Consider the following 20,488-nt stretch of genomic DNA (forward strand, 5'->3'; position numbering starts at 1 on the left):
GCTCAGGCCTTGCCCGTTTCCAGCCACGAGGGCTTGCGCTTCTGCAGGAAGGCCTGCACGCCCTCGCGGCCTTCGTCGCTCGCGCGGATGTCGGCGATGCCCTCGACGGTCTTCGCGATCAGCGCATCGTCGATCTCTCGGCCGTCCACGTCGGCGATCAGCTGCTTGCAGGCGCGCACGGCCGCAGGGCTGGCGCCGGTCAGCGCCTTCAGCAGTTCGTCCACCTTGGCATCGAGCGCGTCGGCGGCCACCACTTCATGCACGAAGCCGATGCGGTGCGCCTCGGCGGCGGTGAAGCGCTCGGCCGTGAGGAAGTAGCGCTGCGAGGCACGCGTGCCCATCGCGCGCAGCACATACGGGCTGATGGTCGCGGGCACCAGGCCGATCTTCACCTCGCTCAGGCAGTACCAGGCGGTGTCCACGCTCACCGCCATGTCGCATGCGGCGACCAGCCCCATGCCGCCCGCGTACACGTCGCCCTGCACGCGCGCGATGGTGGGCTTGGGGCACTCGGCAATCGTGCGCAGCATGGCGGCCAGCTTGCCCGCGTCGGCGATGTTCTCGTCGCGCGTGTAGTCGGCCATGCGGCGCATCCAGTTGAGGTTCGCGCCCGCGCAGAAGGCCGGGCCGTTGGCGCCGAGCACGATGGCCTTGACCTGCGGCAATGCGCCGGCCTCGGTGAAGGCCTGCGTCAGCTCGGCGATGACGACGTCGTCGAAGGCGTTGCGCGCGTCGGGCTGGTCGAGCCAGATGCGGGCGATGGCGCCGTCGATGCGCAGTTGCAGTTTGGTGTATTCGCTCATGTCTCTTGTCGTTTGTTCATTGAAGGCGCTGTGGCAACCCCAGCTTCGCAAGGAACTGATCCACCATCGGCACCCAGATGGCCGCGTTGTCCCGCCCTTCGAAGAAGGCGTGGCCGTCGTCGCCGTAGGGCGGCACGGCCTCGAAGCGCACGTCCACGCCCCTGGCCTTGTAGGCGTCCAGCAGCCGGCTCGCCAATGCGGGGCCGAAGAAATGGTCGTTCTGCGAATAGACCCACAGCATCGGCACCTTCGTGGTCGAGGCATAGCGGCCGAAGGCGTCCACCAGGCCGGCCTCGTTGCACACGTCGTCCGGTCCGCGCGAGCCGCGTCCGCCCGCGAAATTGATGGTGCCGATCACGCCGGCCGGGTTCAGGCTCGACAGTGCCAGCACGCCGAAGCCGCCGGCCGACTTGCCCAGCAGCACGATGCGCTGCGCGTCGGCATACGGCAGCGCGCGGGCGTAGTCGAGCGCGGCGCCGATGTCCTTGGCGCTCTCCAGGCCGGCGCGCACGTAGTCGGGGTTGCTGCAGCTGAAGTAGTTCTCGGCCCACGGCCCGTCGGACTTGCCGTAGCCGCGGCGCATCGGGTTGATGACCAGGAAGCCGTGGCGCGCGAACATCTGGGCCTGCCGTGCATAGCGGTCCTGCATCTTCGCGAAGTCGGAAGGCGAACGCGGCGTGCCGTGGTTGATCACCAGCACCGGAAACGGCCCGTCGCCCTCGGGCTTGTATTCGGTGGCCGCGAGCTTGACGTGCGACTCGCCGAAGAAGCCCTTGACGGTCATCGGAATCTCGACGTCGCGGCGCGCCACGTCCTGGGCCTGCGCGCCGAGCGCGCAGCACAACAGTGCGGTGGCAATGAACGCGAGCTTGCGCAACGTCATGAAGGATTCCTCGGGCGCCTCTTACATCCGGAAGATGCCGAACTTCGGCTCGGGCACCGGCGCGTTGCGCGCGGCCGCCAGGCCCAGTGCCAGCACGCGGCGCGTGTCCGCCGGATCGATGATGCCGTCGTCCCACAGACGCGCGGTGGCGTAGTAGGGGTGGCCCTGGTCCTCGTACTGCTGGCGGATAGGCGCCTTGAAGGCCTCTTCCTCTTCCTTGCTCCAGCTGCCGCCCTTGAGCTCGATGCCGTCGCGCTTCACGGTGGCCAGCACGCTCGCGGCCTGCTCGCCGCCCATCACGCTGATGCGCGCGTTGGGCCACATCCAGAGGAAGCGAGGGCTGTATGCGCGGCCGCACATGCCGTAGTTGCCGGCGCCGAAGCTGCCGCCGATGATGATGGTGAACTTGGGCACGTTGGCGGTGGCCACGGCCGTCACCATCTTGGCGCCGTGGCGCGCGATGCCTTCGTTCTCGTACTTGCGGCCCACCATGAAGCCGGTGATGTTCTGCAGGAACACCAGCGGGATCTTGCGGTGGCAGCACAGCTCGATGAAGTGCGCGCCCTTCTGCGCCGACTCGCTGAACAAGATGCCGTTGTTCGCGATGATGCCCACCGGCATCCCCTCGATCTCCGCAAAGCCGCAGACCAGCGTGGCACCGAAGCGCGCCTTGAACTCGTGGAACTCACTGCCGTCGACGATGCGCGCGATGATCTCCCGCACGTCGAAGGGCTTGCGCGTGTCGGTGGGGATCACGCCGTACAGCTCCTCGCGCGGGAACTCGGGGGCGCGCACCGCCTTGCCGTCCGCAGCCTCGGCGCCCGCATTCTTCGCATTGAGGTTGGCCACCGCCGTGCGCGCAAGCGCCAGCGCATGCAGGTCGTTCTGCGCGAGGTGGTCGACCACGCCCGACAGGCGCGTGTGCACGTCGCCGCCGCCCAGGTCTTCGGCCGTGACCACTTCGCCCGTGGCCGCCTTTACCAGCGGCGGGCCGCCCAGGAAGATGGTGCCCTGGTTCTTCACGATGATCGACTCGTCGCTCATGGCCGGCACATACGCGCCGCCGGCCGTGCATGAGCCCATGACCACCGCGATCTGCGGGATGCCCTGGGCGCTCATGTTGGCCTGGTTGTAGAAGATGCGGCCGAAGTGGTCGCGGTCGGGAAACACCTCGTCCTGGTTCGGCAGGTTGGCGCCGCCCGAGTCGACCAGATAGATGCAGGGCAGGCGGTTCTGCTCGGCGATTTCTTGCGCGCGCAGGTGCTTCTTCACCGTCATCGGGTAGTAGGTGCCGCCCTTCACCGTGGCGTCGTTGCAGACGATCATGCAGTCGACGCCGTTCACCCGGCCGATGCCCGCGATGATGCCCGCGCCCGGTGCCGACTCGGCCCCCTTGGCGTCGAGGTACATCGCATGCGCGGCCAGCGGCGCGATTTCGAGGAAGGGCGTGCCCGGGTCGAGCAGTTCCGCCACGCGGTCGCGCGGCAGCAGCTTGCCGCGCGCGGTGTGCTTGGCGCGCGCGGCCTCGCCGCCGCCCTGCTCCACTTTGGCGAACTGCTGGCGCAAGTCGTCGACCAGCGCGCGCATGGCGGCTGCATTGGCCTGGAAGTCGGCCGAGCGGGCGTTCAGTTTGGTTTCGAGTTTGCTCATGCGGTTTTTTCTTGGCTGAGGCCGAGTTGCTCTGTCATGGCTTCGCGGATCTTGAATTTCTGGATCTTGCCGGTGACGGTCATCGGGAATTCGGTAACGAAATGGATGTACCTGGGCACCTTGTAGTGCGCGATCTGGCCCTTGCAGAAGTCGCGGATCTCCTCGTCGGTGGCGCTCTGGCCGGGCTTGACGATGATCCACGCGCACAGCTCTTCGCCGTAGTTCCTGTCGGGCAGGCCGACCACCTGGACGTCCTGCACCTTGGGGTGGCGGTAGAGGAACTCCTCGATCTCGCGCGGGTAGATGTTCTCGCCGCCGCGGATCACCAGGTCCTTGATGCGCCCGACGATGTTGACGTAGCCCTCGGCGTCCATGGTGGCGAGGTCGCCGGTGTGCATCCAGTGTTCGGGGTCGATGGCTTCGCGCGTCCTGGGCTCGTCGTCCCAGTAGCCGTGCATCACCGAGTAGCCGCGCGTGCACAGCTCGCCCGACTGTCCGGGCGGCATGATCGCGCCGGTCTCGGGGTCGACGATCTTCACCTCGAGGTGCGGCTGCACCGTGCCCACGGTGGACACGCGGCGGTCCAGCGGCGTGTCGGTGCTGCTCTGGCAGCTCACGGGGCTGGTCTCGGTCATGCCGTAGGCGATGGTGATCTCGCTCAGATGCATCTGGCTGACCACGCGCTTCATCACCTCGATGGGGCACGGCGAGCCTGCCATGATGCCGGTGCGCAGCGTGGAGAGGTCGAACTCCTTGAAGCGCGGATGGTCGAGCTCGGCGATGAACATGGTGGGCACGCCATGCAGGCCGGTGCACTTCTCGGCCTGCACCGTCTCGAGCACGGTGAGCGGATCGAACCCGTCGTTCGGGTACACGATGGCCGAGCCGTGCGTGAGGCAGGCCAGGTTGCCCAGCACCATGCCGAAGCAGTGGTACAGCGGCACCGGAATGCACAGCTTGTCGACGGGCGACAGCTTCATGCATTCGCCGATGAAGAAGCCGTTGTTCAGGATGTTGCGGTGCGTGAGCGTCGCGCCCTTGGGAAAACCGGTGGTGCCGCTGGTGAACTGGATGTTGATCGGGTCGGTGGCCTTCAGCGTCTTCTGGATCTGCGCGATGCGCGGATCGGCCGCATCGCCGCTGGCGAGCAGTTGGCTGAAGCGCCGCATGCCGGGCTGTTCGTCGCCCTGGCCGGGCCTGTCGATCCAGAAGATGTGCTGCAGCAGCGGCAGGCGCGCGGGGCCCAGCTCGCGCAGCATGCCCAGGTAGTCGCTGGTCTTGAACTGCGCCATCGTCACCAGCGCCTTGCAGCCGACCTTGTTGAGCGCGTACTCGAGCTCCGATGTGCGGTAGGCGGGGTTGATGTTGACGAGGATCAGGCCGACCTTGGCGGTGGCGATCTGCATCAGCACCCACGGCACGTTGTTGTGCGACCAGATGCCGACGCGGTCGCCGGTCTTCAGCCCCAGGCCCAGCAGCGCGCTGGCGAGCCTGTTGGATTCGGCCTGCAGTTCGCGGTAGGTGAAGCGCTGGCCTTCGTGGCGGCTGATGAGCGCTTCGCGGTCGGGCTGCCTGTCGACCATGTCGTCGAAGAAGTCGCCGATGGGTTGTTCGATGAGGGGGACGTCGGTGGCGCCCTTGCCGTAGCTCTCGGTCAGTGCTGCAGTCATGTTCATTTCCTTCCTTGTCTCCTTGTCTTGCTCCTTCCCCCTCTGGGGGAAGGCTGGGATGGGGGCAAGCGGCGCTTGTTCAGCCTCAGGCCTCATCGAACGCCGCTTGCCCCCACCCCTGCCCTCCCCCGGAAGGGGAGGGAGAAAAACAGCCTATGCCGTTTCAGCGAAAAGCTCGCGACCGATCAGCATGCGCCGGATCTCGCTCGTGCCCGCGCCGATCTCGTAGAGCTTCGCATCGCGCCACAGCCGCTCCACCGGGAACTCCTTCGTGTAGCCCACGCCGCCCAGCGCCTGGATCGCCTCGCCGGCCATCCACGTCGCCTTCTCGGCCGAGTACAGGATGGCGCCGGCCGCGTCCTTGCGGAAGGTGCGCGCATGGTCGTTGCGGTCGCAGGCCTTGCCAACGGCGTACACATAGGCACGCGTGGCCTGCCAGGTCGAATACATGTCCGCCAGCTTGCCCTGCATCAGCTGGAACTCGCCGATGCTCTGGCCGAACTGCTTGCGGTCGTGAATGAAGGGCAGCACCGCGTCCATGCAGGCGGCCATGATGCCCAGCGGGCCGCCCGAGAGCACCGCGCGCTCGTAGTCGAGGCCGCTCATCAGCACCTTGGCGCCCATGCCTTCGCCGCCCAGCACGTTCTCTTCGGGCACTTCGCAGTTGTCGAAGAAAAGCGGGAAGGTGTTGGAGCCGCGCATGCCGAGCTTGTCGAGCTTGTTGCCGGCCGAGAAGCCCTTGAAGCCCTTCTCGACGATGAAGGCCGTCATGCCGCGCGCGCCCATCTCGGGTTCGGTCTTGGCGTAGATGACCAGCGTGTCGGCGTCGCCGCCGTTGGTGATCCACATCTTGCCGCCGTTGAGCACGTAGTAGCCGTTCTTCTTCTCGGCCTTGAGCTTCATGCTCACCACGTCGGAGCCGGCATTGGGCTCGCTCATGGCCAGCGCGCCCACGTGTTCGCCGCTCACCAGCTTGGGCAGGTATTTCTTCTTCTGCGCATCGCTGCCGTTGCGGTGGATCTGGTTCACGCACAGGTTGGAGTGCGCGCCGTAAGAAAGGCCTACCGAGGCCGAGGCGCGCGAGACTTCTTCCATCGCCACGATGTGGGCCAGGTAGCCCAGCTCGGTTCCGCCGAACTCTTCCTTCACCGTCATGCCGTGCAGGCCGAGGTCGCCGAGCTTCTTCCAGAGGTCGTGCGGGAACAGGTTGTCGCGGTCGATGTCGGCGGCGCGGGGGGCGATCTCGTTGGCGGCGAAGTCCTGGATCGCGCTGCGCAGCGAGTCGATGGTCTCGCCCAGGTCGAAGTTCAGGCCGGGATCGTGCATGTGTCTTGTCTCCTCTGAAGGGGTCGGCGCGCAGTGCTACCCGCGCTGGATGGCGCTTGAAAGATCGCAGCTTACGCCTGGGCACGCCTCAATTGGCGCCACAATGGTTGCAAATTGCGCCACGACCGATCCGCAAAGCCATGTCGTCCCCGTCCTTCCTCAGACCCGCCCGCGCCGTCACGCCGATGGCCTTCGTGAGAGCCATCGTGCAGGGCTACGAGCGCTACGGCATGGACCCGGCCGAGGCCCTGAAGGCGGCACAGATCACGCCGCGCGAGCTGGCCCGGCCGGGCGCGCGGGTGACGGCCGCGCAGTTCGAGGCGCTGTCGGAACACGCCATGCAGGAGCTGGACGACGAGGCCCTGGGCTGGTTCGCGCGGCGCCTGCCCTGGGGCAGCTACGGCATGCTGTGCCGCGCCTCGCTCACCTCGCCCGACCTGGGCGTGGCCATCAAGCGCTGGTGCCGCCACCACCGCCTGCTGACCGAGGACATCGGCCTGGCGCTGGATGTGGCGGGCGGCGTGGCCACCCTGCGAATCACAGAGAACCGCCCGCTGAACGAGGCCTTCCGCGAGTTCTGCCTGGTGACGAGCCTGCGCTTCATGCACGGCTACATGTGCTGGGCGATCGATTCGCGCATCTCGCTGCGCAGCGCGGGCTTTCCGTTTGCCGCTCCACCGCACAGCGACGCCTATGCGCCGATGTTCACGCCGGAGGTGCGCTTCGACGCGCCGCAGGCGAGCATCAGCTTCGACGAGCGCTACCTCGCCCTGCCGCTGCAGCGCGACGAGCGCGCGTTGCGCGCCATGCTCAAGCGCGCACTGCCGCTGACCATCCTGCAGTACCGGCGCGACCGTCTGCTGGGGCAGCGCGTGCGCGAGCTGCTGCGATCGCGCGCCAGCGAGGCGACCACGGCCGAGGCGCTGGCGGGGCTGCTGAACGTGTCGGGCCGCACGCTGCACCGGCAGCTGCACGAGGAAGGCACGTCGCTGCAGACGCTGAAGAACGAGGTGCGCCATGAGCTGTCCGTGGAGCTGCTGCGGCGCACCACCCGGCCGATCAAGCAGGTGGCGCTGGCGGTGGGGTTCCGCAACGAGAAGAGCTTTTCACGCGCGTTCCTGCAGTGGACGGGGCATGCGCCGAGGGACTTTCGGCAGCTGGGGTTGTAGCGGGGGCGCGTTTGGGCGCCGTTGTTGCTTCGGGGCGTGTGCTCAGGGCATCGGGTACTCCCCTCCGCGAATGTCCCCCGGCCTGCGGCCTCCTCCTTTATTTCGCTGCGGGGAGCACCCGACGCCCTGAGCACGGGGCGCGCCGCTGGCGCTCGGCCGATCAACCGGCGCTCTGTCCAACGCTCACGACGATGGGGTGCCTTGCGCAGCGAAATAAAGGAGGAGCCCGAAGGGCGGGGGACATTCGCGGAGCAAGGTACCCCGTCGGCGTGAGCGTCGCCCCGAATCGACACAACCCACTGAGTCGTCAGGCCGACTGCGTGATGGACGCCAGCGCGTCGGCAATGGATTGGCTGTCTTCCGGCCGCACCAGCTTCGCGACTTCCTTGCCGTCGCGCATGAACACCAGCGTGGGCCACAGCCGCACGTTGAACGAACGGCCCAGCGGCCGGCCGCTGCCGTCTTCGGCCTTGATGCGGCGCACGTCCGGATATTTGGCAAATGCTTCCGCGATGTTCGGCTGCGCGGCCTTGCAGATGCCGCACCAGTTGGTGCCGAACTCGACCACGGCGGGGCCGGTGAGCGCATCGATCTCGGCGCGGTCGGGTTGCTCGGTCTTGTATTCGGAAGTCATGTGGCGATGTTCCTGTGCTGAAGGGCTGTCGATGCCCTTCATTGCACCAGAAACTCAGGCCGCCTGCAGGTCGTAGCCTGAAAGCAGCGCGGGCAATTCGGCCATGTCGCTGAACACGCGCACCACGCCCACGCTCAGCAGCGGCCCCGGCCCGCTGTGGCCCGATTCGCCGGTGCTGTAGCCGAACACGGTCGCGCCCGCGGCCACGCCCGCCATCGCGCCGGTGACGGTGTCCTCGACGATCGCGCAGCGGCGCGGATCGACGCCCAGCGCCTCGGCTGCCGCCAGGTACACGTCGGGATGCGGCTTGGAACGCGGCATTTCATGGCCGCTGAAGATGCGGCCCTGGAAGCAGTCCAGCAGGCCGACCTTGGCCAGCTGCAGCTCGACCTTGTGGCGGTCCGCGCCCGAGGCGCAGGCGATGCGGCCCTTGAGCCGCGCGTGGATCGCGCGGATGGCGGCCGGTGCGTTCGGAATCGCGACGAGGTCGCGCTCCAGTGCTTCGTTGCGCCGCGCACGGAAGCTGCGCAGCCACTCGTCGGTGATCTTCACGCCGGTCTTCGACTCGATGAGCGCGGCCTCGTCCTTCACCGCCTTGCCAGTGAAGGTGTTCATCGATTCCTCGGTGCTGAGGTGCCAGCCGAGCTCGCCGAGCATCTCGGCGAGCACGCGGTTGGTGATGGGTTCGGAATCGACGAGGACGCCGTCGCAGTCGAACAGGACCGCGGAAAAGGGAAAAGGGGTCATGCCTCCATGGTAGCAACGACCCCGCTGCAAGCTCAGGACACGGCCTTGATCGGGATGTAGATCTCGCCGCCGCCCGCCATGAATTCCTTCGACTTCTCTTCCATGCCCTCGGTCATGGCTTCGGCTTCGGCCACTCCCTTCTTCGCGGCGTACTCGCGCACTTCCTGCGTGATCTTCATCGAGCAGAACTTGGGGCCGCACATGGAGCAGAAGTGCGCCACCTTGCTCGAGTCCTTGGGCAGGGTCTCGTCGTGGAATTCGCGCGCGGTGTCGGGGTCCAGGCCCAGGTTGAACTGGTCCTGCCAGCGGAACTCGAAGCGCGCCTTGCTCAGCGCGTCGTCGCGCGAGCGCGCGCCCGGGTGGCCCTTGGCCACGTCGGCCGCATGCGCGGCGATCTTGTAGGCAATGATCCCCTGCTTCACGTCGTCGCGGTCGGGCAGGCCCAGGTGCTCCTTGGGCGTCACGTAGCAGAGCATCGCGGTGCCGGCCCAGCCGATCATGGCCGCGCCGATGGCGCTGGCAATGTGGTCGTAGCCCGGCGCGATGTCGATTGTCAGCGGCCCCAGCGTGTAGAACGGCGCCTCGTGGCAATGCTTGAGCTGCTCGTCCATGTTCGACTGGATCATGTGCATCGGCACGTGGCCCGGGCCTTCGATCATGGTCTGCACGTCGTGCTTCCAGGCGATCTGCGTGAGCTCGCCCAGCGTGCGCAGCTCGGCGAACTGCGCCTCGTCGTTGGCGTCGGCGCCCGAGCCGGGGCGCAGGCCGTCGCCGAGCGAGAAGCTCACGTCGTAGGCCTTCATGATGTCGCAGATGTCCTCGAAGTGCGTGTAGAGGAAGCTCTCCTTGTGATGCGCGATGCACCACTTGGCCATGATCGAGCCGCCGCGCGACACGATGCCCGTCATGCGGTCGGCCGTGAGGTGGATGAACGGCAGGCGCAGCCCGGCGTGGATGGTGAAGTAGTCGACGCCCTGCTCCGCCTGCTCGATCAGCGTGTCGCGGTAGATCTCCCAGGTGAGGTCTTCGGCCACGCCGCCCACCTTCTCCAGCGCCTGGTAGATGGGCACGGTGCCGATGGGCACCGGCGAGTTGCGCACGATCCAGTCGCGCGTGGTGTGGATGTTCTTGCCGGTCGACAGGTCCATCACGTTGTCGGCGCCCCAGCGGATGGCCCACACCAGTTTCTCGACCTCTTCCTCGATGCTCGAGGTGACGGCCGAGTTGCCGATGTTGGCGTTGATCTTCACCTTGAAGTTGCGGCCGATGGCCATCGGCTCGACTTCGGGGTGGTTGATGTTGGCCGGAATGATGGCGCGGCCGCGCGCCACCTCGTCGCGCACGAATTCGGGCGTGATGATGCGCGGAATGCTCGCGCCCATGGGGTTGCCCGCCACGCGCTTCGCACGCTCCTCGTTGGCGAGGTACTCGGCCATCCACTCGCGCTTGCCGTTCTCGCGCAGGGCCACGTACTCCATCTCGGGCGTGACGATGCCGCGGCGCGCGTAGTGCATCTGCGTGACGTTGGCGCCCGACTTCGCGCGGCGCGGCTGGCGCTGCAGCGCCGAGGCACCGGCGCGCAGCTCGGCCAGGCGCTGGGCGTCGCGGTCTTCGTTCTTGGCGCCGTCGTCCAGCGCGTGGTGCGAGCGGCCCTCGTAACTTTCAGTGTCATTGCGCTCGATGACCCAGGCGCCGCGCACGTCGGGCAGGCCGCGGCGCACGTCGATCTCGACCTTGGGGTCGGTGTAGGGGCCGGAGGTGTCGTAGAGCGAGACGGTCTCGCCGTTGGTCAGCAGCACGTCGCGCACCGGCACCTGCAGGTCGGGCCGGCTGCCCGGAATCACGCACTTGTGGGACGCGGGAAAGGGCTCGCGCGTGAGCGAAAGCAGCGAGGTGAACTTGTCGGGGGCATTCATCGGAGGCACTCCTTGTTGAGGAAAAGGGTGCTCCGCAATCGCTCGGTGGACTTCGGGAAGCCCGTCACGGAAGGGGGAGTGACGGACCGGAGTCAGGGAGTGCAGCTCTTCTTACGCCGGTATGACCCGGATCAAGTTCGCGGGTCGGCAGCTTTGCCATCTCAGCACGCCACATGCGTGCACCCCGGAGCGGGGCCGATTGTGCGAGCCGCCGGGCGGCGCGTCAAGCCAGGGGCTGCTGCAGGTCGCCGTCGAGATAGAACCAGCGCGCGCCCTCGCGCACGAAGCGGCTGCGCTCGTGCAGCCGGGTCGCGGCGCCGGTGGCCGCGCTGCGCTGGCGGGCGACGAACTCGACCTCGGCGTGGTCGGCGTCGAGCACGGAGCGCGAACGGATGTCCAGCCCCAGCCACTTGACCCCGGGCTCGAACTCGATGGAGGCCGGGCGCCTGGCCGCGTCCCAGGTGGCGAGCAGGTACTCGCCGCGCTCCAGCACGAAGGCCGAGTAGCGAGAACGCATCAGCGATTCGGCGTCCGGCGCCGGCGTGTTCTCGAAATCGTCGAGATAGCGGCCACAGCACAGGGCGTAGCCGATGGGCTTGTCGCGGCGGTCGGTACGGCCGCAGGGACAAGGTCCGGTGGTGGGATCGATGGCACTCATGAAGACCGCTATTGGAACACCTCGCGGGCCGGGTGCCGAGAGGGCAAGCCCCGGGGTGCCGCGCCGAGGGCATTCACCCTTGGCGCGGCGCTTGCTAAACGCTAGCTTCACAGCGATTCCACCGGAAGAACCGCGATGTACCTCACAGGCACTGAACAGCAGGCGTTGCGCGGCGTTTTCACGCTGCTGGCGCAGGACGCCGCCGGCAACGAGCGCGATATTCGCGAAAGCCTGGGCCGGGCGCTGCTCGACCTGCTGCGCGCGGACCAGTTCGCCTCGTTCGTGTGGGATGCGGGCAGCCGCAGCTTCGGCGCGCGCGTGGCGATCAACATGGAGCCCGCCAACCTCGACAGCTATGCGCAATGGCACCAGCACAACGACCCGATCACCTTCGTGCTGCAGTCGCGCCGCCGCGCCACGCGCGTGACCGAGGTGATGCCGCAGCGCGCCCTGATGCGCACCCCGTTCTTCAACGACTTTCTCTCGCGCGACGGCCTGCACTGGGGCATGAACCTGCATGCCTTCGAGGGCGAGCGCGCGCTGGGCGACCTGCGCATCTGGCGGCGCAAGGGACGCGGCGATTTCGGCGACCACGAGAAGGCGCTGCTGGACCTGATCGAGCCGGCGTTCGCCGGGGCGCTCCTGCGGGCGCAGCGGGCAGCCGCTTCAGCCGCCCCGAGCGACACGCGCGAAGCCGCATGGGCCTTGCTGAGCGTGCGTGAACAGGAGGTGGCCCGCTGCGTGCGCGAAGGGCTCACCGACAAGGAGATCGCGCGGCGCATGGCAGTGGGCGTGCCCACCGTGCGCACCTACCTGCGGCGCATCTTCGACAAGCTGGGCATCGAGCGCCGCGCGGCGCTCGCGGGCTGGAGCGCGCCGCCGGCCGGGCGCTGAACACGCACGCCGGCTTGCCTGCCTATTTGGGCGCGTTCAGCCGGCCGAGCACCTGTTCCACGGCGAGTCCCACGGACAGCAGCTTGCGGTCGCTGCCGGCCGGGCCGTCGAGTTCCAGCCCCACGGGCAGGCCCGTCGTCGCGCCGAGGCCCGAAGGCAACTGCACGCCCGGAATGCCGGCGTTGCTGCCCGGGTCGGTGTTCTGGATCAGCGCGCCGAAGTTCTCCGGGCTGCTGGCCTCGGGCGCCGCGGCCAGCGCCACGCGCGGCACGGTCGGGAACACCAGCGCGTCGAGCCTGTTGCTGGCGAAGGTGTCGCGGTAGAGCTTCTGCAGCGCGGGGCGGGCGACGCGCATCGCGTTGTCGTACACCGGCTTCGCATCGACCGTGCCGGTGGGCGCCGGCAGCTTGCGCGGGATCACGAAGGCGTCGAAGGTGCCCTTGACGTCGGGGCTGGCAATGCCTGCGGCGAGCTGCGCGATGTCCATGCCAGTGCGGTACTTCGCGAGGTAGGCCGCCATGTCGTCGTTCGCCTCGTAGAGCGCGAGCGGAAAGCCGATCGCGCCGTTGAGCTCCATCAGCTTCGGCATTTCCACATCCACCAGCGTGACCCCGGCCGCGCGCAGCTTGGCCAGCGCGGCGTCGGTGGCGGCGCGCGTGTCGGCATCGAGGTTGGCGTAGAAAGCCTGCACCACGCCGAGCCGCACGCGCTTCAGGTCGGCGGGCCGGAGCGGCTTGCCGCCGGCGATCACGCCGTCGAGCAGCGCCACGTCGGCCATCGACTGCGCCATCGGCCCGGCCGTGTCGCGCGTGTGCGAGATCGGCGCGATGCCCTGCTGCGGATAGCGGCCCATGCTCGGGCGCAACGACGCGCAGCCGTTGAACGCGCACGGAATGCGCACCGAGCCGCCGGTGTCGGTGCCGAGCGCGGCCGGCACCATGCGCGCGCCGAGTGCCGCGCCATTGCCCGAAGAAGAGCCGCCCGCGATACGGCTCGCGTCGTAGGCATTGCGCACGCCCACCTCGGGCCCGCTCTGGAACGCGGGGTTGTAGCCGGTGACGCCGAAGGCCAGCTCGTGCATGTTGGTCTTGCCGAGCACCACCGCGCCGGCGGCGCGCAGCCTGGCCACCACGGGGGCATCGGCGCCGGGCACGAAGCCCTTGAGCGCAGGCGTGCCGGCTGTCGCGGGCAGGCCCTGCACCTGGATGTTGTCCTTGATGGCCACGGGCAGCCCCGCGAGCGGCTTGCAACTGCCGCCGCGCTTGCGCAGCGCATCGGCGGCGCGCGCCTGCTTCAGTGCGCCGGCTTCGTCGAGCGCGATGAAGGCATTGAGGTTCGCCCTGGCCTTGGCCTGGGCGATGTAGGCCGTGACCAGCTGCTCGCTGGTGACGGTACCGGCGCACAGCTGCTTCGCGGCTTCGGTCGCGGTCAGCATGGCGATGTCAGGCGCGGCGGCGGTCTGCGCCTGCGCCGGCAGGCTGGGGGCGCCAAGGCACAGCAGGGCCAGGGCGGTGGCGGGAACGGATTTTGAAATGGACATGGCGAAGGCCTCCGACAAGAGAGGCCGCCATGCTGCGCTTGCGTCGCGCGGTTGTCTGTCGTCGAAACCGATGACAGGCTGACGGATGGGTAACCGGCTAGCGGAACATCACCCACTCGGGCCGCATGTTGAAGCGCACCGGCAGGATGCTCACGCCGAGGCCGCTGGTTACGTACATGCGCCTGCCCTTGTGCGAGATCCAGCCGTAGGCCCATTCGCGCGGCGCCGCGCCGGGCACGATCAGTGCGCCATGGCCCGGCACGCTGACCTGTCCGCCGTGCGTATGCCCCGCGACCACGAGGCCTCTTGTGCGCGGCATGGTCGCGAGGCTGAAGGGGTCGTGCATCATGACCAGTGTCGCTGCCTCGGACGGCACGCCGGCCAGCGCGCGCATCGGGTCCGAATGGCCGGTCGAGTGATCGCCGATACCGACCACCCAGAGGTCGTGGCCGGGCACTTGCACCGAAGCGTTTTCCAGCACCCGGATGCCCTGCGCGGCCAGTGCCTTGGCGATGCGTTGGCCGTCATGCCACCAATCGTGGTTGCCGAGCACTGCATACACGCCGTGCGGCGCCTTCAGGCGGCCGAACACCACGGCCATGTCTTCGATGGGCAGCGACTCGTCGCCACCCGAGCCAGCCAGGAAGTCGCCGGGCAGCAGCACGATGTCGGGCTGCGCTGCATTGATGTCGTCCACGACGCTTGCGGCGCGCCCAAGGCCGTTGACGCGCCATGCCGAACGCGAGGTAAGGTGCCAGTCGCTCGCCACCGCCACCTTCAGTCCCGGCGGCGCCTGCCATGCAGATGAGCCCAGGGGTTCTACACGCACGGCCACCCAGCGCGGCTCGATGACGAAGCCCCATAGCGCGAGCCCCGCCAGCACGCATGCCGTGGCAATCCAGCCCCACCGCCGTCCGCTGCGCCGGTTCACGCCAGCGCGCGTTGAATCAAGAGCTTCTGGATGTCCGAGGTGCCTTCGTAGATCTGGCACACGCGCACGTCGCGGTAGATGCGCTCCAGCGGGAAGTCGTTCACGTAGCCGTAGCCGCCCAGCGTCTGGAGGGCGGCGCTGCACACGCGCTCGGCCATCTCGCTGGCGAAGAGCTTCGCCATGGCCGCCTCCTTCAGGCAGGGCCGGCCGGCGTCGCGCAGCGCGGCGGCATGCCAGATGAGCTGGCGCGCCGCTTCGAGTTGCGTCGCGCATTCGGCAAGGCGGAAGCCAACGGCCTGCTGGTCGAAGATCGAACCGCCGAAGGCCTGGCGTTCCTTGGCATAGGCCAGCGCCACGTCGAAGGCGCTGCGCGCCATGCCCACGCTCTGCGCTGCAATGCCGATGCGCCCGCCCTCGAGCGCGCCGAGGGCGATCTTGTAGCCCTCGCCTTCGGCGCCGATGAGGTTTTCCACCGGGATGCGGCAGCCGTCGAAGTTGATCTGCGCGGTGTCGCTGCTGTGCTGGCCCAGCTTGTCTTCCAGGCGCGCGACGTTGTAGCCGGGCGCGTCGGTCGGCACCAGGAACGCGCTCATGCCGCGCTTGCCCGCGCCTTTGTCGGTCACGGCAATGACGACGGCCACATGGCCGTTCTTGCCGCTGGTGATGAACTGCTTGACGCCGTCGATCACGTAGGCGTCGCCGTCCTTGCGCGCCGTGGTGCGCAGGCTCGACGCATCGCTGCCGGCCTGCGGCTCGGTGAGGCAGAAGGCGCCGAGCATGCGCCCCTGCGCCAGCGGCTCGAGCCACTGCTTCTTCTGCTGCGCGTTGCCGTAGCGCATGAGGATGGCGTTGACGGGGCAGTTGGTCACGCTGATGGCCGTGCTGGTGCCGCCGTCGCCGGCCGCGATTTCTTCCAGCACCAGCGCCAGCGTGAGGTAGTCGAGGCCGGCGCCGCCATGCTCCTCGGGCACGCAGATGCCGTAGGCACCCAGCGCCGCGAGGCCGTGGTGCGCTTCCTTCGGAAAGCTGTGCTCGCGGTCCCACCTGGGGGCGTTGGGCCACAGCTCGGCTTGAGAGAAATCGCGCACCGCGTCGCGGATGGCTTCCTGGTCTGCTGTCAACAACATGGCAGTTCCTTCTATGTGAAGAGGCGGTCGCCGCCGGGCCGCCCCAAGGCGGACCGCGCCTCCCCCTCGGGGGGTGGAGTTACACGAGCAAGGCGAGTGAAAAGCCGGGGGGCACCATTCACTTTCCGGCGCCGAGGTCCATGATCAGGCGGGCGGCCATGTACAGGCGGCGCGGGATGGCGCTGATGTCCACGTACTCGGCCTTGTCGCTGTGGTAGCCGAAGCCCGGCAGGCCCAGGCTTTCGATCACGGGCTTGCCGGAGAGCGCGGCATAGGCCGCGTCGGTGCCGCCGCCGGTGCGTTCTTCCACGCCCAGCGTGCCGCCGGCTTCCTTGTAGTACGCCACTGCCTTGTCGACCAGCTTCTTGCCGCCCTCACCAGCATTGAAGGCCGGGCGGCCGCGCGTGACGATCACCTTGACGTCGGCCTCGGGCAGCTTCTTCTGCTGCGCGCGCTCTTCCAGCGTCTTCATGGCGGCGTCGAAGTCTTCGTTGCGGGCATAGCGCACGTCGGCGTTCAGCGTGGCGGTGGCCGGGATGATGTTCGACACGTTGCCGGCCTTGGCGATGGTCCAGTTGAAGCGCAGGTTCTTCGACTTGTCGTCGATGTTCATCGTGCGCAGCACCAGGTCGGAGGCCTCGACCAGCGCGTTCACGCCCAACTCGGGCGCCGCGCCCGCATGCGATGCCTTGCCGGTGATGTTGACCTGCACGTACGCGATGCCAGAGGTGCCGAGCGAGAGCTTCTCGTCGCCAGCGCTGGTGGGCTCGAAGGAGAGCACGTAGTCGGCCAGCTTGGCTTCTTCCTGGATCAGGTCGCGCGAGCCGAAGGAGCCTTTTTCCTCGTCGGTGTTGAACAGCACGGTGATGGTGCCGTAGTCGCGCACGCCGTATTCCTTGAGCAGCTTGAGCGTGTGCAGGATGACCGCGTTGCCGCCCTTGTCGTCGGCGATGCCCGGGCCGTAGGCCTTGTCGCCCTCGACGCGGAACGGAGCCTTGGCGAGGATGCCTTTCAGGTACACCGTGTCCATGTGCGACATCAGCAGCAGGTTCTTGCCGCCGCGGCCCTTGATCTTGCCCACGATGTTGTCGCCCACCACGATGCCGGCCGACTTGCTGCGCGTGACGGTGAAGCCCAGGTTCTTGAGTTCGCCCTCGAGGTAGTTGCCGGCGGCGGCGATGCCTTCGGCGTCACCGGTGCCGGTCTCGATGTTGACGAGTTTCTCCAGCGTCTTGATCACCGCGGGCTGCTCGTCGGTGGCAGCCTGGAACAGCACGTTGTCGCGCTTCTGGGCCCAGCTGGCGGCGGGCGCCAGGAAAGCGGCGGCCAGCAAGGCGGCAATGGCGGTACGGTGGATGGATGGGCGCATGAAATCTCCTGCTCTACGCATTTATTTGAATGTCTGAATGAAAAAAGCCGGGAGCGCCCGTGCTCGGACGCTCCCGACGCTGCTCTTATAGCAATTCGAGTGCCACGGCGGTGCCTTCGCCGCCGCCGATGCACAGCGTGGCCACGCCGCGCTTCTTGCCGCGCGCCTTCAGCGCGTGAATGAGCGTGACCATGATGCGCGCGCCGCTGGCGCCGATCGGGTGGCCCAGCGCGCAGGCGCCGCCGTGCACGTTGACGATCTCGTGCGACACGTCGAGCTCGTGCATCAGCGCCATCGGCACCACGGCGAAGGCTTCGTTCACTTCCCACAGGTCCACGTCCTTCACGGCCCAGCCGGTCTTCTTGAACAGCTTGGCGACAGCGCCCACGGGCGCGGTGGAGAACCACTCGGGCTGCTGCGCGTGCGTGGCATGGCCGACGATGCGGGCGATGGGCCTGGCGCCGATCTTCTTGGCATGCGACTCCGTCATCATCACCAGCGCGGCGGCGCCGTCGTTGATGGACGAGCTCGATGCGGCGGTAATGGTGCCGTTCTCTTTCTTGAACGCGGGCTTGAGCGTGGGGATCTTGTCGAGCTTGACCTTGCCCGGGCCTTCATCGACCGAGACCACCGTGTCGCCGCCGCGGCCCTTGACCGTGACGGGCACGATCTCGTCCTTGAACAGGCCGGTCTCGGTGGCCTTCTTGGCGCGCTCGACGCTGGCGATGGCGAAGGCGTCCTGCTGCTCGCGCGTGAACTTGTACTTGGCGGCGCAGTCCTCGCCGAAGGTGCCCATCGAGCGGCCCGGCTGGTAGGCGTCTTCGAGGCCGTCGAGCATCATGTGGTCGAAGATGCGGTCGTGGCCCATGCGGTAGCCGCCGCGGCCCTTGAGCATGAGGTAGGGCGCGTTGGTCATGCTTTCCATGCCGCCCGCGACGATCACGTCGTGCGTGCCGGCCAGCAGCAGGTCGTGCGACAGCATCGCGGCCTTCATGGCCGAGCCGCACATCTTGCTGAGCGTGACCGCGCCCGCGCTGTCGGGCAGGCCGCCCTTGTAGGCCGCCTGGCGAGCCGGGGCCTGGCCCTGGCCGGCCATCAGGCAGTTGCCGAACAGCACTTCGCCCACGCTGCCGGGCGCGATGCCCGCGCGCTCGACGGCGGCCTTGATGGCGGCGCCGCCCAGGTCGTGCGCGGAGAGCGACGAGAAGTCGCCCTGGAAGCTGCCCATGGGGGTGCGGGCAAGGCCGACGATGACGATGGATTCGGACATGTGGAGGTCTCCTTCAGGAATGATGTGAAAGCGGAAATCGAAAACGGCCGTACGGGTCAGAAGTGCGTCGCGTGCCCTTCGTGCTGGAAGCGCTGCGACTCTTCGTAGGGGAACACATCGAGCATCTGCCCGGCCTGGATGCGTTCCTTGTGGTGCTGCCAGAAGGCGGCGTCGAGCAGGTCGGCGTGGTGGGCCATGAAGGCCTCGCGCACGTCCTTGTTGCCCAGCAGGAAGGGCTCGAAGGTTTCGGGGAACACGTCTTTCGGGCCGACCGAATACCAGACCTCGCCGCTCATTTCTTCTTCCTCGTTGCGCGGCTCGGGCACCTTGCGGAACTTGCAGTCGGTGACGTATTCGATCTCGTCGTAGTCGTAGAACACCACCTTGCCGCCGCGCGTGACGCCGAAGTTCTTCCACAGCATGTCGCCGGGAAAGATGTTGGCCGCCACCATGTCCTTGATGGCATTGCCGTACTCCACCACCGCATGCTCGAGCTGCTCTTTCGCGCGCCTGGCGTGCGCCGGGCTCTCGGGATGGGCCAGCGTGTCGAAGGCTTCCTGCAGGTAGATGTTCAGCGGGATCATGCGCCGCTCGATGTACACGTGCTTGAGCACCAGCTCCATTTCCCCGTTGCCGTCGCGGTCGCCGATCTCGAGCTGGCTGGGCGCGAACTTGCGGATCTCCTCGATCAGCCCGGGCTCGAAGCGGTCGAGCGGAAAACCCACGTCGCTGTACTCCAGCGTGTCGGCCATGCGGCCCACGCGGTCGTGCTGCTTCACGAGCATGTACTTGCCCTTGATCTGCTCGCGCGTGGTGTCCTTTTGCGGCGGATAGAAGTCCTTGATGACCTTGAACACGAACGGGAACGACGGCAGGTCGAACACCAGCATGACCATGCCCTTGATGCCGGGCGCGATGCGGAAGCGGTCGCTCGAGTAGTTCAAGTGCGAGAGGAAGTCGCGGTAGAACAGCGTCTTGCCCTGCTTGGCGAGGCCGAGCGCGTTGTAGATCTCGGCGCGCGGCTTGCGCGGCATGAGCGAGCGCAGGAACTGCACCCAGGCCGAGGGCACTTCCATGTCGACCATGAAGTACGCGCGCGCAAAGCTGAAGAGCATCTGCAGGTCGTCTTCGCCGAACAGGGCAGCGTCGATGTAGAACCTGCCGCGGCTGTCGTGCAGTATGGGCAGCGAGAACGGGATCTCGGTGAAGCCGTTCATGATCTTGCCGACCACGTACGCGCCCTTGTTGCGGAAGAACAGGCCCGACAGCACCTGCAGCTGGAAGTTGGCGCGCAGCTTGACCTGGTGGAAGCGGTTCAGGATGACATGCGCCACGCGCTGTGCGTCGCGCCGCTTGTTGGCGAAGCTGCCGAGCAGGGAAAAGTCGTCGAGCATCTGCTCGACGGTGTCGGCCAGCGTGTCGGGCGACGGGTAGTAGGGCCGATAGGTGGGCGCGCCGCGCGGCTCGATGTACTCGGTGCTGATGGCCGGGCGCACGAAGATGAAGTCGTTCTGGAAGTACGCGCGGTGCAGGATCTTGGTGGTCACCGAGTTGAAAAAGCTCTCGGCCAGCTCGGGCTGGTGGTGGTTCACCAGCAGGCCGATGTAGTGCAGCTTGACCTGGTGCCACACGTCCATGGGCTGCTCGCCGGCCTTGAACTCTTTCTCGAGTCGGGCCACGGCCTCGCTCACCCGCAGGTCGTAGAACTCGATGCGCTCGCGCTGCGCACGCTGCTGGCCGTGCCAGTCGGCGGTTTCGAAGCGGTGCTTGGCACGCGCCGACTCGGCCCGGAACAACCGGTAGTGCCGGTTGAAGCCGTCCATCATCGCCTTCGCAATGTCATAGGCCAGCGGCGAATCGAGACGCTGCGGGAACATGGCGGGACGGACGGGGTGGAGGAC

General features: G+C 67.6%; 17 protein-coding genes and 1 riboswitch. Of the genes, 2 read left to right on the top strand and 15 right to left on the bottom strand.

Annotated elements, in window-relative coordinates; translation table 11 throughout:
* Positions 1–2 precede the first annotated feature (2 nt).
* The 5 genes from QRN67_RS26340 to QRN67_RS26360 form a co-directional block, all read right to left on the bottom strand.
* Positions 3–803: an enoyl-CoA hydratase/isomerase family protein gene (locus QRN67_RS26340; RefSeq protein WP_285414232.1), complete on the bottom strand. Its 801-nt coding sequence runs from the start codon at positions 801–803 to the stop codon at positions 3–5.
* 16 nt (positions 804–819) lie between these two features.
* Positions 820–1,686: an alpha/beta hydrolase family protein gene (locus QRN67_RS26345; RefSeq protein ID WP_285414233.1), complete on the bottom strand. Its 867-nt coding sequence runs from the start codon at positions 1,684–1,686 to the stop codon at positions 820–822.
* Positions 1,687–1,707: 21 nt separating this feature from the next.
* A complete protein-coding gene (locus tag QRN67_RS26350; protein WP_081269647.1) occupies positions 1,708–3,336 on the bottom strand; it encodes a carboxyl transferase domain-containing protein in 1,629 nt (542 codons plus the stop codon).
* On the bottom strand, positions 3,333–5,012 hold the full coding sequence (locus QRN67_RS26355) for an AMP-binding protein (protein ID WP_285414235.1): 1,680 nt from the start codon (positions 5,010–5,012) through the stop codon (positions 3,333–3,335). The genes QRN67_RS26350 and QRN67_RS26355 overlap by 4 nt, the downstream gene beginning before the upstream one ends.
* A gap of 147 nt (positions 5,013–5,159) precedes the next feature.
* Positions 5,160–6,332, bottom strand: coding sequence for an isovaleryl-CoA dehydrogenase (locus QRN67_RS26360; protein WP_081269645.1), 1,173 nt, complete (start codon positions 6,330–6,332; stop codon positions 5,160–5,162).
* 140 nt (positions 6,333–6,472) lie between these two features.
* On the opposite strand from QRN67_RS26360, the gene QRN67_RS26365 reads away from it, so the two are divergent.
* Positions 6,473–7,501: an AraC family transcriptional regulator gene (locus QRN67_RS26365; RefSeq protein ID WP_285414236.1), complete on the top strand. Its 1,029-nt coding sequence runs from the start codon at positions 6,473–6,475 to the stop codon at positions 7,499–7,501.
* Positions 7,502–7,808: 307 nt separating this feature from the next.
* Here the strand turns inward: QRN67_RS26365 and QRN67_RS26370 are convergent, their stop codons facing one another.
* The 4 genes from QRN67_RS26370 to QRN67_RS26385 all read right to left on the bottom strand — a co-directional run bounded on the left by QRN67_RS26370 (position 7,809) and on the right by QRN67_RS26385 (position 11,456).
* On the bottom strand, positions 7,809–8,135 hold the full coding sequence (locus QRN67_RS26370; protein WP_285414237.1) for a thioredoxin family protein: 327 nt from the start codon (positions 8,133–8,135) through the stop codon (positions 7,809–7,811).
* A 54-nt stretch (positions 8,136–8,189) separates the two neighbouring features.
* Positions 8,190–8,882: an HAD family hydrolase gene (locus tag QRN67_RS26375; RefSeq protein WP_106936710.1), complete on the bottom strand. Its 693-nt coding sequence runs from the start codon at positions 8,880–8,882 to the stop codon at positions 8,190–8,192.
* Positions 8,883–8,914: 32 nt separating this feature from the next.
* Complete coding sequence (gene thiC, locus QRN67_RS26380) at positions 8,915–10,798, bottom strand: phosphomethylpyrimidine synthase ThiC (protein WP_285414238.1); 1,884 nt, start codon at positions 10,796–10,798, stop codon at positions 8,915–8,917.
* Between the two features lie 91 nt (positions 10,799–10,889).
* A riboswitch (TPP riboswitch) is annotated at positions 10,890–10,995 on the bottom strand.
* Positions 10,996–11,021: 26 nt separating this feature from the next.
* A complete protein-coding gene (locus tag QRN67_RS26385) occupies positions 11,022–11,456 on the bottom strand; it encodes a YchJ family protein (protein WP_106936708.1) in 435 nt (144 codons plus the stop codon).
* A gap of 135 nt (positions 11,457–11,591) precedes the next feature.
* Here QRN67_RS26385 and QRN67_RS26390 point away from each other — a divergent pair, with 135 nt between their 5' ends.
* Positions 11,592–12,350 carry a helix-turn-helix transcriptional regulator gene (locus QRN67_RS26390; RefSeq protein ID WP_285414239.1) on the top strand — a complete coding sequence of 253 codons (759 nt, stop codon included), beginning with the start codon at positions 11,592–11,594 and terminating at the stop codon, positions 12,348–12,350.
* Between the two features lie 22 nt (positions 12,351–12,372).
* Here the strand turns inward: QRN67_RS26390 and iaaH are convergent, their stop codons facing one another.
* The 6 genes from iaaH to aceK all read right to left on the bottom strand — a co-directional run bounded on the left by iaaH (position 12,373) and on the right by aceK (position 20,464).
* Positions 12,373–13,890: an indoleacetamide hydrolase gene (gene iaaH / locus QRN67_RS26395; protein ID WP_285414240.1), complete on the bottom strand. Its 1,518-nt coding sequence runs from the start codon at positions 13,888–13,890 to the stop codon at positions 12,373–12,375.
* Positions 13,891–13,987: 97 nt separating this feature from the next.
* Positions 13,988–14,821, bottom strand: coding sequence for a metallophosphoesterase (locus QRN67_RS26400; RefSeq protein ID WP_285414241.1), 834 nt, complete (start codon positions 14,819–14,821; stop codon positions 13,988–13,990).
* Positions 14,818–15,948, bottom strand: coding sequence for an acyl-CoA dehydrogenase family protein (locus tag QRN67_RS26405; RefSeq protein ID WP_285414242.1), 1,131 nt, complete (start codon positions 15,946–15,948; stop codon positions 14,818–14,820). Before QRN67_RS26405 ends, QRN67_RS26400 begins: the two co-directional genes overlap by 4 nt.
* A 118-nt stretch (positions 15,949–16,066) precedes the next feature.
* Positions 16,067–17,317, bottom strand: a complete 1,251-nt coding sequence (locus QRN67_RS26410; RefSeq protein WP_081269638.1) for a glutamate carboxypeptidase — start codon at positions 17,315–17,317, stop codon at positions 16,067–16,069.
* A gap of 85 nt (positions 17,318–17,402) precedes the next feature.
* Positions 17,403–18,587, bottom strand: coding sequence for an acetyl-CoA C-acyltransferase (locus QRN67_RS26415; protein ID WP_285414243.1), 1,185 nt, complete (start codon positions 18,585–18,587; stop codon positions 17,403–17,405).
* A gap of 56 nt (positions 18,588–18,643) precedes the next feature.
* Positions 18,644–20,464 (bottom strand): bifunctional isocitrate dehydrogenase kinase/phosphatase, encoded by a 1,821-nt coding sequence (gene aceK, locus QRN67_RS26420; RefSeq protein WP_081269636.1) that lies wholly within the window; start codon positions 20,462–20,464, stop codon positions 18,644–18,646.
* Positions 20,465–20,488 lie beyond the last annotated feature (24 nt).

This window comes from Variovorax sp. efr-133-TYG-130, assembly GCF_030208835.1.
GTDB lineage: Bacteria > Pseudomonadota > Gammaproteobacteria > Burkholderiales > Burkholderiaceae_C > Variovorax.

Bases quoted from the DNA above. Each gene is read 5' to 3' on its own strand.
- QRN67_RS26370 (WP_285414237.1), bottom strand. From the start codon at position 8,135: ATGACTTCCGAATACAAGACCGAGCAACCCGACCGCGCCGAGATCGAT.
- QRN67_RS26340 (WP_285414232.1), bottom strand. From the start codon at position 803: ATGAGCGAATACACCAAACTGCAACTGCGCATCGACGGCGCCATCGCC.
- QRN67_RS26390 (WP_285414239.1), top strand. From the start codon at position 11,592: ATGTACCTCACAGGCACTGAACAGCAGGCGTTGCGCGGCGTTTTCACG.
- thiC (WP_285414238.1), bottom strand. From the start codon at position 10,798: ATGAATGCCCCCGACAAGTTCACCTCGCTGCTTTCGCTCACGCGCGAG.
- QRN67_RS26405 (WP_285414242.1), bottom strand. From the start codon at position 15,948: ATGTTGTTGACAGCAGACCAGGAAGCCATCCGCGACGCGGTGCGCGAT.
- QRN67_RS26350 (WP_081269647.1), bottom strand. From the start codon at position 3,336: ATGAGCAAACTCGAAACCAAACTGAACGCCCGCTCGGCCGACTTCCAG.
- QRN67_RS26360 (WP_081269645.1), bottom strand. From the start codon at position 6,332: ATGCACGATCCCGGCCTGAACTTCGACCTGGGCGAGACCATCGACTCG.
- QRN67_RS26415 (WP_285414243.1), bottom strand. From the start codon at position 18,587: ATGTCCGAATCCATCGTCATCGTCGGCCTTGCCCGCACCCCCATGGGC.
- QRN67_RS26345 (WP_285414233.1), bottom strand. From the start codon at position 1,686: ATGACGTTGCGCAAGCTCGCGTTCATTGCCACCGCACTGTTGTGCTGC.
- aceK (WP_081269636.1), bottom strand. From the start codon at position 20,464: ATGTTCCCGCAGCGTCTCGATTCGCCGCTGGCCTATGACATTGCGAAG.
- QRN67_RS26385 (WP_106936708.1), bottom strand. From the start codon at position 11,456: ATGAGTGCCATCGATCCCACCACCGGACCTTGTCCCTGCGGCCGTACC.
- QRN67_RS26355 (WP_285414235.1), bottom strand. From the start codon at position 5,012: ATGAACATGACTGCAGCACTGACCGAGAGCTACGGCAAGGGCGCCACC.
- QRN67_RS26375 (WP_106936710.1), bottom strand. From the start codon at position 8,882: ATGACCCCTTTTCCCTTTTCCGCGGTCCTGTTCGACTGCGACGGCGTC.
- QRN67_RS26365 (WP_285414236.1), top strand. From the start codon at position 6,473: ATGTCGTCCCCGTCCTTCCTCAGACCCGCCCGCGCCGTCACGCCGATG.
- iaaH (WP_285414240.1), bottom strand. From the start codon at position 13,890: ATGTCCATTTCAAAATCCGTTCCCGCCACCGCCCTGGCCCTGCTGTGC.
- QRN67_RS26410 (WP_081269638.1), bottom strand. From the start codon at position 17,317: ATGCGCCCATCCATCCACCGTACCGCCATTGCCGCCTTGCTGGCCGCC.